Source organism: Aggregatibacter sp. HK296, from assembly GCF_980469475.1.
The window spans coordinates 1,717,039-1,729,929 of the sequence record NZ_OZ413142.1 but is presented as its reverse complement, the minus strand read 5'-3'; the positions used below and the strand labels follow the sequence as shown (position 1 = coordinate 1,729,929).

General features: G+C 44.1%; 14 protein-coding genes. 6 read left to right on the top strand and 8 right to left on the bottom strand.

What is annotated here, in order from left to right:
* Positions 1 to 3: 3 nt before the first annotated feature.
* Genes AC30SH_RS08155 through AC30SH_RS08130 form a run of 6 tightly spaced genes read left to right on the top strand, consistent with a single transcriptional unit; the run spans position 4 to position 6,489 of the window.
* Positions 4 to 2,277 (top strand): MMPL family transporter, encoded by a 2,274-nt coding sequence (locus AC30SH_RS08155; protein WP_489582354.1) that lies wholly within the window; start codon positions 4 to 6, stop codon positions 2,275 to 2,277.
* A 6-nt stretch (positions 2,278 to 2,283) separates the two neighbouring features.
* Complete coding sequence (locus tag AC30SH_RS08150; protein ID WP_048750136.1) at positions 2,284 to 2,760, top strand: hypothetical protein; 477 nt, start codon at positions 2,284 to 2,286, stop codon at positions 2,758 to 2,760.
* A 7-nt stretch (positions 2,761 to 2,767) separates the two neighbouring features.
* The gene (locus AC30SH_RS08145) at positions 2,768 to 3,991 is read left to right on the top strand and encodes a beta-ketoacyl-ACP synthase (protein ID WP_048750135.1); all 1,224 of its coding nucleotides are present in this window, start codon (positions 2,768 to 2,770) and stop codon (positions 3,989 to 3,991) included.
* Positions 3,984 to 4,427, top strand: coding sequence for a hotdog family protein (locus tag AC30SH_RS08140; RefSeq protein WP_048750134.1), 444 nt, complete (start codon positions 3,984 to 3,986; stop codon positions 4,425 to 4,427). Before AC30SH_RS08145 ends, AC30SH_RS08140 begins: the two co-directional genes overlap by 8 nt.
* A 49-nt stretch (positions 4,428 to 4,476) precedes the next feature.
* Positions 4,477 to 5,205 (top strand): 3-oxoacyl-ACP reductase FabG, encoded by a 729-nt coding sequence (fabG, locus tag AC30SH_RS08135; RefSeq protein WP_048750133.1) that lies wholly within the window; start codon positions 4,477 to 4,479, stop codon positions 5,203 to 5,205.
* Positions 5,206 to 5,244: 39 nt separating this feature from the next.
* Positions 5,245 to 6,489, top strand: coding sequence for a beta-ketoacyl-ACP synthase (locus AC30SH_RS08130; RefSeq protein ID WP_048750132.1), 1,245 nt, complete (start codon positions 5,245 to 5,247; stop codon positions 6,487 to 6,489).
* Between the two features lie 27 nt (positions 6,490 to 6,516).
* Here AC30SH_RS08130 and AC30SH_RS08125 read toward each other — a convergent pair whose 3' ends face one another.
* The 8 genes from AC30SH_RS08125 to AC30SH_RS08090 are packed head-to-tail and all read right to left on the bottom strand — an operon-like array spanning position 6,517 to position 12,889.
* A complete protein-coding gene (locus AC30SH_RS08125) occupies positions 6,517 to 7,104 on the bottom strand; it encodes a hypothetical protein (RefSeq protein WP_489582353.1) in 588 nt (195 codons plus the stop codon).
* A complete protein-coding gene (locus AC30SH_RS08120) occupies positions 7,101 to 8,087 on the bottom strand; it encodes a beta-ketoacyl synthase N-terminal-like domain-containing protein (protein ID WP_048750130.1) in 987 nt (328 codons plus the stop codon). The genes AC30SH_RS08125 and AC30SH_RS08120 overlap by 4 nt, the downstream gene beginning before the upstream one ends.
* Positions 8,087 to 8,377: an acyl carrier protein gene (locus AC30SH_RS08115; protein WP_048750129.1), complete on the bottom strand. Its 291-nt coding sequence runs from the start codon at positions 8,375 to 8,377 to the stop codon at positions 8,087 to 8,089. Before AC30SH_RS08115 ends, AC30SH_RS08120 begins: the two co-directional genes overlap by 1 nt.
* Positions 8,377 to 9,618 (bottom strand): ABC transporter permease, encoded by a 1,242-nt coding sequence (locus AC30SH_RS08110; RefSeq protein WP_048750128.1) that lies wholly within the window; start codon positions 9,616 to 9,618, stop codon positions 8,377 to 8,379. The genes AC30SH_RS08115 and AC30SH_RS08110 overlap by 1 nt, the downstream gene beginning before the upstream one ends.
* Positions 9,612 to 10,334, bottom strand: a complete 723-nt coding sequence (locus AC30SH_RS08105) for an ABC transporter ATP-binding protein (protein WP_048750127.1) — start codon at positions 10,332 to 10,334, stop codon at positions 9,612 to 9,614. The genes AC30SH_RS08110 and AC30SH_RS08105 overlap by 7 nt, the downstream gene beginning before the upstream one ends.
* Positions 10,331 to 11,320: a BtrH-related acyltransferase DarH gene (gene darH, locus AC30SH_RS08100; RefSeq protein ID WP_048750126.1), complete on the bottom strand. Its 990-nt coding sequence runs from the start codon at positions 11,318 to 11,320 to the stop codon at positions 10,331 to 10,333. The genes AC30SH_RS08105 and darH overlap by 4 nt, the downstream gene beginning before the upstream one ends.
* 29 nt (positions 11,321 to 11,349) lie before the next feature.
* On the bottom strand, positions 11,350 to 11,739 hold the full coding sequence (locus tag AC30SH_RS08095) for a DarG family dialkylresorcinol biosynthesis protein (protein ID WP_048750125.1): 390 nt from the start codon (positions 11,737 to 11,739) through the stop codon (positions 11,350 to 11,352).
* Positions 11,729 to 12,889, bottom strand: coding sequence for a beta-ketoacyl-ACP synthase III (locus AC30SH_RS08090; protein WP_048750124.1), 1,161 nt, complete (start codon positions 12,887 to 12,889; stop codon positions 11,729 to 11,731). The genes AC30SH_RS08095 and AC30SH_RS08090 overlap by 11 nt, the downstream gene beginning before the upstream one ends.
* Positions 12,890 to 12,891: the final 2 nt, after the last annotated feature.

The window sequence follows — 12,891 nt, the reverse complement described above, 5'->3', positions numbered from 1 at the left end:
ACGATGAAAAAATCCACCGCACTTGCCTTTCTTTATGCCTCATTTTTACTGATCACCTTGTGGCTGTTTGGCTACGCTGTGAAGCAAGGCCATTGGCTACAAACGGATTTGCGCGCTTTATTGCCGCAAGAACAAGGCTGGTCATCTTGGCAAGTGAAGGCGGATCAACATCAAGAAGAACAACTCAATCAACAAGTGATTTTACTTGTGGGACACGCTGATGCACAAACGGCCTTTAAACTGAATGCGTCGGTGGCACAGCAATGGCGGGAAAGTGGGTTGTTTGCTCAGGTCAATGACCGAATGCAACCGGATATCGATGCGCTACGTAATGAAATCAAACATCTACGTTTAGCCACCTTGTCTCAAGAGATTCGTCAGCAGTTATTAACGGCACCCCAAGTTTACTTCCAACAATATGCGGAACAATTGCTCAATCCTTTTACGCAAAACAATTTATTGTCTTTAGAGCAAGATTGGTTGGGATTAGGGCGTTTTGTTTTGCCACAGGCGCAAATACAAAGTCGTATTCAATGGAATACGGCAAATGGCATGCTTTATGTGACGGAAAATGATCAAACATGGGTGTTGTTACGAGGCGTATTGCGACAGAGTAGTTTGATTAATCCATCTGTTAATTTGACCGCACTTTTGGCGCAAAATCGTCTTCAAATTGAAGAAAATAAAGGGCAGATGCGTGCTGCCGGTGCGCCGTTATTTGCGGCTCATGCCAAAGTGAAAGCCGAACAAGAAAGCACTTTCATGAGTATCTTGGGCATTAGTCTGACCTTATTGTTGTTGCTATTTACGTTTCGAACCTTTCGTGTGCTGTGGTTGTTTTTGCCGATCTTAGCCGGTATGTTAAGTGGCGTGACGGCAACGGTGTACGCATTCGGGCAAATTCATATTTTAACCCTTGTTATCGGCACCAGCTTAATCGGTGTGCTCATTGATTTTCCGCTTCATTGGCTTTCATCTTCACTTTCTCATCCTGTCTGGAACGCCGCGCAGACCATGCGGAAATTGCGTTTTACCTTTTTGATTAGCCTATTGGTGACGTTGCTTGGCTATGGCTTGTTGGGTTTTACGGTGCTTCCGGTATTAAAACAAACCGCACTTTTTTCTGCCGTAGCGCTGATTGCTGCTATGTTAGCGACCTTGCTCTTTTTGCCGCCACTATTTCGTCATTATCAGGCTAAACCTTTACCTTTCCGCCCTAAAGTGCGGTCGATTTTTACGCTGTTTTTACACTACAAATTCGGCATTTTTGCGAAAAGCATCGCTTTGCTTTTTGTTGCGGCAGGGTTGTTTCAATCAAGTTGGCGCGATGATATTCGCGAATGGGTTGCTATGCCGCAAGGCATGCTGATGGAAGCTAAACAAATCGCTGATTTAACCGGAATTGACTTGGGTAATCGTTATTTCTTAGTGCTTGCGGAGCATGATGATGAATTACTGGAAAAAGAGACTGTCTTGACTCAGCAACTAGAGGCGCAAAATATTCCGTACCGAGCCTTATCTCAATGGCTTATGTCCACAAACCAACAGCAGCAATTTATTCAGCAGCTTGCTGCGACAGTTCATCCGCAAGATTATGCTGTGTTGCAGGATATTGGGATTCCGCCGGAAACCATCCAAACCGCTTTGGTGGCATTAGGTACAGAAATGCCTATATCTTTATCTTCTGCCTTGCAGCAACAAATCGGGCAGACGTGGCAAACATTATATTTAGGTCATTTGGTGCCTGGGAATGTTGCAGGTATCGTTCAGATTGTCGGTCAATCGGCCTTTCCATTAGAAAATTTGGCCAATCAGCAAGATATCTTTTGGACGGATAAACGATCGCATTTGAATCAAGCATTTCAAGCCACTCGTGATCAGGCAGCCTGGCTTAAAGCAATGTCATTTTTGTTTGCCGGTTTATTGTTATGGCGTTTCTTTGGTGTGAAAAAGACGGTGACCATGTTATTGCCACCATTGTGTGCCATTGTGTTGACGATAGCCATTTTCGGCTGGGTAGGCTGGCCAATCAGTTTATTTACGATGTTCGGTTTGTTATTGGTGTCTGCCATCGGGATTGATTATACCGCCTATATGCAAACGGCAAATGAACCTTTATACGGTAAGTACATTGCGGTATTATTGGCGGCAATCACAACGCTCATTTCCTTTGTTTTACTGGGCTTAAGCTCGACACCTGCTGTCGCCTCTTTTGGTTTAAGCGTCAGTCTTGGTGTGTTATTCAGTGTTATCATTACGTTTAAAATGTTGCGGTAAGGAAGTATGAAATATTGTTTAATTCTCTTTTTTGCCATGCTAACGGCGTGTAGCACATTGCCCACGGTAAAACAGTTGCCGGCGCATCAAGGCATTCGAATCTTTAAAGTCGAACAAGTGACGGCTGAAAATCAATTACAGCAAGCCAGTTTGTTAACTTTACAAATGGATGCGCAACAGTGGCGTTGGGTGCAGACAGATCCACTTGGTGCACCGTTAGCGAGAGTGATTTTAACTAAACAAGGGTGGCAAAATGACGGTTTTGTTATGCCGAATCAACAGGCTCGTCAGCTCTTTTCTGCCCTTTCTACGGCGTTAAACCCGCAGCAACCTTTATTTGATTTTAGCGCTGTTCAGCCTATTTCAAACGGCGCAGATTATTTTGTTAAACAGAAAAAAGTATGGCAAATCAGACAATTGCCATCCATGATTGAAATCGATTTGTCGGATCATAGTCATTGGCGAATCGAGGAACTAAATTAAGAGAAAAATGACCGCACTTTATTTAAGCAAACCGGCAATCCTAAGTAGTTTAGGTGAAGGTATCGAGAGACATGTTCAACATTTACTGAATGCCGAGGATTCGCCACTAAAACTTTCCGAGCGTGCTTTTCATATTTATGGGCTAGAAGGAAAATCACGTGTCTTTGGTGAAGTGAATGTTTCTTTACGTCCTTTCCCAAAGGATTTGCCGGAAATTCATGTGAGCCGTAACAATCAATTACTGTGGCATTGTTTGGCGCAGATAGAAGATCAGATCGCGTCAGTCATTCAACGTTTTGGAAAACATCGTATTGCCGTAGTAATTGGCACATCGACAACAGGCGTTGATGAAAATATTCCGGTGTTTAAATATGCGGCACAGCATCATGATTGGTCGAGTGAACGCTTTAAACAACAGCAACAATATTTTTCCGCACCAGCTGATTTTGTCGCCTACCAATATGGTTTGGAAGGGCTAACTTACGGTATTTCTACTGCCTGTACTTCCGGCGCAAAAGCCTTAATCAGTGCCGCGCGTTTGTTAAATGCCGGCTTGTGTGATGCGGTGATTTGCGGTGGTGTGGATGCACTTTCCCCGCTCACAATCAGCGGTTTTTCCTCTTTGTCTGTGTTGTCCGATAAACGTTCTAACCCGCTTTCGGTTAATCGTGATGGCATCAATCTTGGTGAGGGCGCCGCTGTTTTTATCATGACACGAGAAAAATTAGAAGAAAGCAACATTGCGTTGTTAGGTTACGGCGCAAGCAGCGATGCTTATCATATGTCGTCTCCGCATCCTGAAGGTGAGGGCGCGATTGCTGCGTTTCGTGCTGCACTGAACTCAGCCAAATTAGCAGCGGATGAAATAGGTTGGATTAATTTACACGGCACGGGCACAGTACATAACGACCAAATGGAAACCTTAGCGGTTCATCAGGTATTTGGCGATGACACGCCATGTACCACGACCAAACCCTACACAGGGCATACTCTTGGCGCGGCTGGGGCTGTAGAGGCTGCGATTGTATGGGGCATTATCGATCGTACATTAAATCCAACAGGTAAGTTGCCGGCACAATTGTGGGATCATCAGACCGATGCCGCATTGCCGGTAATAAATATCACCCATGAACAAAGCCAGTGGGCTAAGTCACAACGCATTGGCGCGAGCAGTTCTTTTGCTTTTGGTGGAAATAATACCGTATTGATTTTAGGGGAACGACATGCCTGATTTAACCTGTCCGATAACAGACATTGCACCTTTGGTGCCGCACAGTGGCAAAATGATTATGCTGGACAAAATTCTTGATTTTGGTACGGATTTTTTGATTGCCGAGATGGAGGTTCGACCGGATAACCTTTTTCTCCAGGGGGAGAGACTGCCGAGTTTTTTAGGGGCGGAAATTATGGCGCAAGGCGTTGCCGCCTGGGATGGCTGTAAATGTGCGCAACTCGGAAAACCCATCGGATTAGGGTACTGGCTGGGTTCGCGTAAATTAAGTATTCATCAGCCTTATATTGCTATGGGCAGTAAATTACGTATTCAAATTAAGCTTTCCATTGAAGATGCTTCCGGTTTCGGCGTGTTCGATTGCCAATTAATTGATGTTAACAGTCAACAGATTATCGTGGAAGGCGCATTAAATGTCTTCAGACCGCAAGCGTAAATTCATCGCTAAAAACCACCGCACTTTTTATCTAATCTAAGGAATTTATATGAGTGAAACAGTTTTAATCACAGGTTCTAGCCGAGGTATTGGCAAGGCGATTGCCTTACAGTTAGCGCAGTCAGGCTTTGATATTGTGGTACATTGCCGTAGTCGAGTGGAAGAGGCGGAAGAGGTTGCTCAGGCTGTTCGTGAATTGGGGCAACGTGCTCGCGTATTGCAGTTTGATGTCAGTCATCGCGCGGAGGTCGCAGAAAAGCTACTTGCTGATGTGGAAGAGAACGGCGCTTATTACGGTGTGGTGCTGAATGCAGGACTCACCCGTGATAACGCATTTCCAGCCTTAACCGAAGAGGACTGGGATCAAGTATTGCGTACGAATTTGGATGGTTTTTACAATGTATTACATCCGATTATGATGCCTATGATTCGCCGCCGCAAAGCAGGGCGTATTGTTTGTATTACATCGGTTTCTGGCTTAATCGGCAATCGTGGTCAGGTCAATTATAGTGCTTCCAAAGCCGGGATTATCGGTGCGGCGAAGGCGCTTGCAGTGGAATTAGCAAAACGTAAAATTACGGTAAACTGTGTGGCACCGGGATTAATTGATACGGATATTCTGGATGAAAATGTGCCTATTGATGAAATTCTAAAAGTGATTCCGGTAGGGCGAATGGGCGAGCCGGAAGAAGTGGCACATGCGGTAGATTTTCTCATGAATGAAAAAGCGGCTTACATCACCCGCCAAGTGATCGCCGTGAATGGCGGTTTATGCTAACGCATCTAGAAACCATGAAGACGTCAAAGAGATAAATAAATGAAACGAGTTGTGATTACGGGAATCGGCGCCGTTACTGCCTTTGGTAAAGAATGGTCGTCTGTCAAAGCGGCTTTTCAACGCAAACAAAATGCAGTGCAGGCAAAAACAGAATGGGCAGAACGTTACCCTGAGTTGGGCGCTAATCTGGGCGCCGAAATTTTAGGGTATGAGCCACCGAAACATTGGAATCGCAAACAATTACGCAGTTTAGGACGCGTCTCTCAACTTGCTGTGGAAGCCACTGAAAATGCGTTAGCAAATGCGGGATTATTGGATGAAAACGGCGAAATTCTGGCTTATTTAAAGGATGGCAGAATGGGCGTTGCTTGTGGTTCTTCGACAGGCTCTACTAATGATGTGCGTGACGCGGCAGAGTTGCTTATGACCGGTAAATCCGATGGTTTTAATGCGAATACTTATGTGCGCATGATGCCGCATACCGCCGCCGCCAATATCGGTATTTTCTTCGGTTTGACCGGACGAATTATTCCTACTTCTAGTGCCTGTTCTTCCGGTAGCCAAGGTATCGGCTACGCTTATGAATCTATAAAATATGGTTTAATTCCCATGATGTTGGCTGGCGGTGCGGAGGAGTTTTGCCCGTCGGAAGTCTATGTGTTTGATTCTTTATATGCGGCCAGCCGCAATAATGCCAATCCGGACAAAACACCACGTCCTTATGATAAAGATCGTGATGGTTTGGTCATTGGTGAGGGGGCAGGGATTTTTGTCCTCGAGGAGCTGGAGCACGCGCTTGCCCGTAACGCTAATATTATTGCTGAAGTCGTGGGCTATGGGGCGAATAGTGATGGTGCGCATGTGACCCGCCCGCAAAAAGACACCATGCAACGTTGCATGGAATTGGCATTAAAGGATGCTCGTTTATCTCCGGAAAATATTGGTTATGTGAATGGACATGGTACGGCAACAGAACAAGGTGATATTGCAGAAACGCTCGCGACAGAAGCTATATTCGGTCACATTCCATTAAGTTCACAAAAAAGTTATTTAGGTCACACACTTGGGGCTTGCGGCGCATTAGAGTCTTGGTTTTCCATTGAAATGATGCGTGATGGCTGGTTTGCGCCAACCATTAATTTAGATCATATCGATGAGCGTTGCGGCAAGCTAGATTATATTCAAGGTGATGGTCGTTATATTGACACGGATTATGTCATGAACAATAACTTTGCTTTTGGCGGTGTGAATACATCGTTAATTTTTAAACGCTGGCAGGGTTAATGTGTAAGGTCGGGTTTTGCGCCCGACCTAGTAAAGTGCCGTTTGCACTAGAGATAAAAAATCTTTTTCTTTCATGTTATCAGTGCTAGGTAAAACAGCTAATTTTTTGACCGCACTTTTAGCGTCTTTCGATATCACCCAAAAACATGCGCCTTCTTGTTGCTCGTCATCCGTTTCTAATACCCAACCGACGAGAGCTGATGGTATTGTGTCCTGTTCTAAATCCAATAATGCCAGTTGTAGCGGTTGCCAAATAGTGTGTTGATTGACCGCTAAGAAGAGCGAATTCCCGTTAATTTGTAAGGTTTGCGCCAGTTGGAAGGTCGCTGCATTGTTAATGTTCGCCATAAAATCTAACGGACTTGGCAGGTTTTGTGCCGTCAGTTGGTGGAATATTTTGTCGAATTTGCTTGGCGAATTAAACGGAGAGCCTAAGTAAATCCCACTTTTTTCTGCTAAATAAGCCTTGAGGGGAAGGGCGCCAAGTAAGGCAAGTTGCGTAAACCGGCTTAAACGACGAGCATCTACGCCGTAGGTTTTCAATTCTTGACGCAAGGACTTGTCATCTTTGTGATTGCCTCTGAAGTGATGGATTTGCTGAATATAATACGTCATTGCTTCACCTTAAGTACCCAAGCAATATTGCTGCCGCCAAAGCCTAAGAAATAATTTAAAAAATAACCGCACTTTTGCTCATTGTTTGTAAATTGCTCGAATAAATATGCGCTTTCTAATGCACCGCTGGCGCCGAGCGTGTGCCCCATTCGTGCTTTTAGTGAAAGCTGTTGCGCGCGCGGGAAGAGGTCTTGTAAAACGCGGATCTCCATTTCATCGCTATTTCCACCAACGCCGTGTACCTTTACCCCATCAATGTGTGTAGGAGATAAATTGGCTTTGTTTAAGCAGGCGTGAATCAGGTGACGTAATGCGGACTCGCTACTGTTCGTTAGGTTTTCATTGTCGGTTAGCGTGACCACGCCTAATAGTTCACAAAAGCATTGCGGATTCGGTTGAACAGATAAGGCGACACAACCGATGCCTTCGCCTAGCATAATGCCTGTTGGCTGGATTAACGGCAAATATTGTGCGTCCTGTGATAACAAATTCATTGCTTGAAAATGCTCAAATGTCAGGCGATTAAATGTTTCAAACCCGATGACCAAGGCTTTTTCATACAGACCGTTTTGTAGCATTTTGTAAGCATATCCCATCGCTTGCGCAGAGGAGGTGCAAGAGGTTGCGAAGCTAAAGACCTCCGTTTGATAACGTCGGCGTAAATCATCGGCAATGACTGCTAGGCTGTGTTGTTCCGGCAAAGGAAGATGATTAGCTAAACGGGCCTCGCAATCACTGATCACATAGGCTGTTGAACCGAGCAAAATGGGGATGTTTTTTAATTCGCTTTTATCCCAGCCTGCCAGTTGTAAAGTGCGGTCGATTTCTACATCAAAATAGGCATAGAGTTGTTCAAGAGAGAGCAACGCCTCATCAAACGCGTTGAAATAAGGAAAATGAAGCGGTTGCCCCAACATATGAGAGGTTCGTTGCCCGAGATGATTGGCAAATTTGGCAGAAGCCGCGGTGAGATAAACGTTCATTAGGCTTTTTGGTGTTGTTCACGAATAAAGGAGGCAAGATCGTGTATGTTCATCATGTGTTTGCGCACCATGCGATCTCCCTGTAATCGCACGCCAAAATGTGCTTGTAATGCTACAACGACCTGCAAAGCATCTAAAGAATCCAACTGAATGCGGCTTTGTTCACCGAAGAGCCATTCATCATCGCTGATTTCCATTGGGTCAAATTCGTCTTTTTCTGTTTCTTGGATAATCAGTTTTTTGAGTTCTTGTTCTAATGCCGGGTATTCCAGCGTGAAAAGATAAGCCATTAGAATCTCGCTTGTTTGGTTAATTGTCGTTGATAAGTTAACGTGGCAAAAAGTAACGTTATCGCACCAAAGCCACTTAATAAATAGAGCGGTTGTTGAATTTGGCTGAGGTGATATTGGTTTAACAATAAATTTTGGAAACCGCTTAATGCCCATCCCATAGGGGAAAATTGAGCAATGGTTTGCATGATTTCCGGCATCACATAAACCGGCACCATAATACCGCCAATGGCCGCCATGATAATAATACCGCCACCGCCCAATACGACGGCGTGTTCGGTCGTTCTTGCCAGCACACTGATTAACAATCCGTAGCCTAGTGCGGCAAGGCTTACCGCAGCGGATAAGACAAAATAAGGCAACCAACTTCCGGAAAGCGTAAACGCAGGCATATCTAGCGCAGGCAATACAAAATAACCTAGTGCCACCATGCCGACAAATTGTAATTGGTTGATCAAAAAATAAGGAATTAGCTTGGCAATAATCAAACTCAATGCAGAAGCTCGCGCCATACGCAACCGAGTCAGAGTGTTGGTTTGGCGTTCCATCGCCATCACATTGGAAAGCGGAATCATAATAAAGAACATACCAAAAATCAGCCATGCCGGAACACTGTGTTGCACAGAATTAGGTTTAGAAACCTCTTTTCCTTGTCGATTTACATAAATTTCTTGCCACAAATCTTTCGCAAGATAATCGTTAATTTGCGCGAATTTGCTGTCCAGTTCTTGATTGACTTTATTTTGAATCTCTTTGATTGGCTTACGTTTGTTATTTTCTAACGTAATGTGATTGTCTGCCAAATAATCGTTTAAACGCAGTTGCGAATAATGCTTTTGCAACACACCTTTCACACCCAGTAGCCAACTGCGATCTACACTCGGATTTAACCAAAGCTGCAAAGCTTGTTCTTCAGAAAGTGCGGTCTGTTTTTCATTCGGATTTAAAATTAATAAATCAAACTTACCCGTTTGTAGCTCGGCTTGATATTGTGTTAACTCTGACCGTGGTGCTTGTTTAACGGCGAGGTTTTCTTGTTTGAGTTTGGCTAAGAAATCATCATTTAGTTGATTCTTTTCACTTAACAACACGATTTCTGAGCGATTACTTAACGCATTATCGTTACTCAAGGCTGCCGACATAATTAACATAAACAAAATCGGCATAATAAATAATACGGCAACGCCATGCAGATCGCGGCTTAATAGACGCATTTCTTTGATAATCGAGGCAATTAACATGTTTTTCCCGCCTTATTTAAAAAATCTAAATAAAAACGTTCCAGACTTTGCCCTTCTTCTAAAATGCCTTGCACCGCGCCTTGATAAATGAGATTGCCTTCATTTAACAACACTAATTTGTCACATAATTGCTCAATTTCTTGCAAGTAATGAGAGGTATAAATTACCGTCACGCCTTGCTGTTTCAGCGCCGCTACGCTATCTAAAATAAACTGACGGGATTGCGGATCAATCCCCACGGTGATTTCATCGAGAAAAATCACTTTTGGGCGATTAATTAAGCCAATAGCAAAATTTAAACGGCGTTTTAACCCGCCGGATAAATGCTTCGCCAGCTTGTTTTTATGCGACATTAAATCTACTTTGGTTAATAATTCCAACAAATAGTTTTTATCCCGAACATCATACAATGATGCAAAAAATGTCATATTTTCCCAAACGGTCAGCAACGGATAAAAAGCAAAATCCTGTGGAACCAAGGAAATCTGATGGCGTTGTTTCTTGCTCAATTTCGCCAAAGGCACGCCATCAAAATAAATCTCTCCTTGTTGTACGGATTGCAGACCTGCAAGCAGGGACATTAATGTCGTTTTTCCCGCACCATTAGGGCCAAGTAGGCCTACGGTGGAAGCCGATTCAATGCGAAAACTGACCGCACTTAATGCGTTCTTTTCTGCGTTGGGGTAGTGATGGCTAAGATGGTTTATTTGAATCATAAATTACGTAAGGTTTGCCAAATGTATTGTTCTTTATCCGCAATCTCCCGCAAATAGTCCGCCACCGTTTTATAGCCTTCCGTTGTTGGTTTTTTGCATTGCTTCACACATAAGCCTGCAAATTGGCGCCACATATCGCCGATTTCCGTCATGTGTTCGGAGGCTTGTTTGTATTTAGGCTCCTGGCAGATATTGGCAGCTTGTTCAAGGAAATAGGCGTATAAATAACGGAAACCTGCGCCGCCGGTGCCGATTTCTTCTTGCATACGCACGATATGACCGAGGTATAAGCGTTTGTATTTTTCCGAAGGATGCGTTGCCAGTTTTTCAATTTGCTTGGCAACGGTACGAATGCTTTTTACACCTACGAAAAAGAGCGGAGCCAACATTTGTTTGGCATTTTTACGAATGGCTTTACGGATGAGGTTTGGTAAGTCAATTTGTGTTAAATCAGGTTGATTTTCAAAATAATACATCAACCCTTTCGGCGCTAATGCGCCCTTCGCAAAACGTGCCCGTTGCAAATCTTCTGCAGTACAACGTTGTACGCTTTCAAACACGGGATCGCTAATTAAATAGTCATTTTGTTCTTTGCCGTACACAATTAAATTGTGCGCATTAAAATGGAAACGCATTTCAGGCGGGAAATAAGGCAACCAGAAAACAGAGGTTTGTAAACCGACCAATTTTTCTTCGGTAAGTGCTTGATCTAACGCTTGCTGTCCGGCTTGTGGCGAACGAAACTTTTGCATTTTCAACCGCACTTTCAACTGCTTTGATAGCCTTTTGATAATGGAACGTGGCGGCATTCGATAGGAAATCAGCGGCAATCCGTTAATTTTAACCAACGGAATATAAACAAAGGTCAACGCCGATGCCAAACCGAATACCATCGCTTCGTTAAAATCGACACCTTGCGCTTTCAACATAGTGGACATAACACCACTTTCGCAGTGAGCCGTGTGCTGATGCTGGAAATTGTTCATAGGAATTAATATATAACTGTGATTTTTATTTAGATCGTTTTTAATGTTGAAGTTGATACGCCAAATGCTTCTGCATATTTAGCCAATACATTATCCGACAGTTTCTCAAAGACACTTGGTTTAAAATGTCGTTTGATTTGCCATTGCCAAAAGCCGGTGGCTTGGGCGAGGCAGGGGAGGTCGAAACGATAACGGTACATATAATAAAAGAGCGGTGACTTTTCACCGCGTTTTACGGCGTCTAACGCTTCAACGGTGAGTTGGTTGAGTTCTTCTACCGCTTGTTCTGTCGCGAATTCTTCCGTTTCCCAGCCGTTAGTGGTAGCGGTTTGGTAGTTGCCGTCTTTGGTAGCATAGACTACTTTGCGTTGCCCGCGAAAGATTTTGCTGTTGTCTTGCGGGATATCGTTAATTTCCATTGACGACCTCAAGCAACATAAAACAGGAGGAAAAACGCCCGCTTTCCGGGATATAACACAATACTTTTTGTCCATTTTTAAGCGGGTATTTCTCTAAAAATTCTTGAAGAATGATGTAGATGGAGGCTGAGCCGGTATTCCCTTTTGTTTCCAAATTGGTAAACCACTTCTCTTGTGGAATAACGAAATTGATATTTTTCAGCCCGTCCAACAATTTGTCACGGAAAAAACCGGAAGAATAATGTGGTAAAAAATAATCAATATCTTCGGCGTTCAAGTTATGTTTTTCGATTAAACGTAACAGGGCGTTTTCCACCGTGCAACGCACAATATTTTCGTTGAGCAATTTGACATCTTGTTTGACCGACATGAGACTGCGTGCGTCGCGTTCGTCCTTAGTGACGTTTTTCCAACTAATAAATCGCGTATCTTGAATTTCTGCGCCGGCATACATGCACACCGGCATTTCGTTGGCATAGGAAATCAGGTCAATCCAGTGAATTTTCAGACTCACGCCTTGCGCGTTTGGTTGATGGCTTAATTGCACCGCCCCAGCTCCGTCAGACAACATCCAACGTAAGAAATCTTTTTCAAAACCGATTTCAGGTTTGGTGTCTTCCAATTGTTTTTGGTCGATTTCCGCTTGGAAATGTTCACCCCGCATAATGGCGGAAGCCGTTTCGGATGCCACGGCAATGGCGCCTTGATGCTCGCCTGTGCGAATGGCGTTATAAGCATGTTTCATCGCAGCCATGCCCGCCACGCAAACTCCTGCTGTCGTGAGCACTTCATAAGCTGGTGCATTTGGGATTAAACCATGCACCATCACACCTTGACCGGGCATGACTTGATCAGGATAGGAGGTGCCGCAAGCAAGACAGCTGACATCATTAACATCCATCCCTTGAGCAATTAACCCGTTGATTGCTTCAACCGCTAATTCTGTGCCGGTGTGTGTGGTTTCTCGTGTCGTTGGATCAATTGCGTAATGACGGGTTTTGATGGCATTGGAACGCAAAATCATTTTGCGTACACGGGACGGCGTATCGCCTACCATGCCCAATACGTGTTCCATATGATCGTTATCCACAGGCGTATTGGGTAAAAAAGCAGCGACTCGGTTAATGTAAACATCGGCTAATGCAGTCAAGA

Bases quoted from the DNA above. Each gene is read 5' to 3' on its own strand.
- AC30SH_RS08110 (WP_048750128.1), bottom strand. From the start codon at position 9,618: ATGTTAATTGCCTCGATTATCAAAGAAATGCGTCTATTAAGCCGCGAT.
- AC30SH_RS08130 (WP_048750132.1), top strand. From the start codon at position 5,245: ATGAAACGAGTTGTGATTACGGGAATCGGCGCCGTTACTGCCTTTGGT.
- AC30SH_RS08120 (WP_048750130.1), bottom strand. From the start codon at position 8,087: ATGAACGTTTATCTCACCGCGGCTTCTGCCAAATTTGCCAATCATCTC.
- AC30SH_RS08145 (WP_048750135.1), top strand. From the start codon at position 2,768: ATGACCGCACTTTATTTAAGCAAACCGGCAATCCTAAGTAGTTTAGGT.
- AC30SH_RS08150 (WP_048750136.1), top strand. From the start codon at position 2,284: ATGAAATATTGTTTAATTCTCTTTTTTGCCATGCTAACGGCGTGTAGC.
- AC30SH_RS08140 (WP_048750134.1), top strand. From the start codon at position 3,984: ATGCCTGATTTAACCTGTCCGATAACAGACATTGCACCTTTGGTGCCG.
- AC30SH_RS08095 (WP_048750125.1), bottom strand. From the start codon at position 11,739: ATGGAAATTAACGATATCCCGCAAGACAACAGCAAAATCTTTCGCGGG.
- AC30SH_RS08125 (WP_489582353.1), bottom strand. From the start codon at position 7,104: ATGACGTATTATATTCAGCAAATCCATCACTTCAGAGGCAATCACAAA.
- AC30SH_RS08115 (WP_048750129.1), bottom strand. From the start codon at position 8,377: ATGGCTTATCTTTTCACGCTGGAATACCCGGCATTAGAACAAGAACTC.
- fabG (WP_048750133.1), top strand. From the start codon at position 4,477: ATGAGTGAAACAGTTTTAATCACAGGTTCTAGCCGAGGTATTGGCAAG.
- AC30SH_RS08105 (WP_048750127.1), bottom strand. From the start codon at position 10,334: ATGATTCAAATAAACCATCTTAGCCATCACTACCCCAACGCAGAAAAG.
- AC30SH_RS08155 (WP_489582354.1), top strand. From the start codon at position 4: ATGAAAAAATCCACCGCACTTGCCTTTCTTTATGCCTCATTTTTACTG.
- darH (WP_048750126.1), bottom strand. From the start codon at position 11,320: ATGAACAATTTCCAGCATCAGCACACGGCTCACTGCGAAAGTGGTGTT.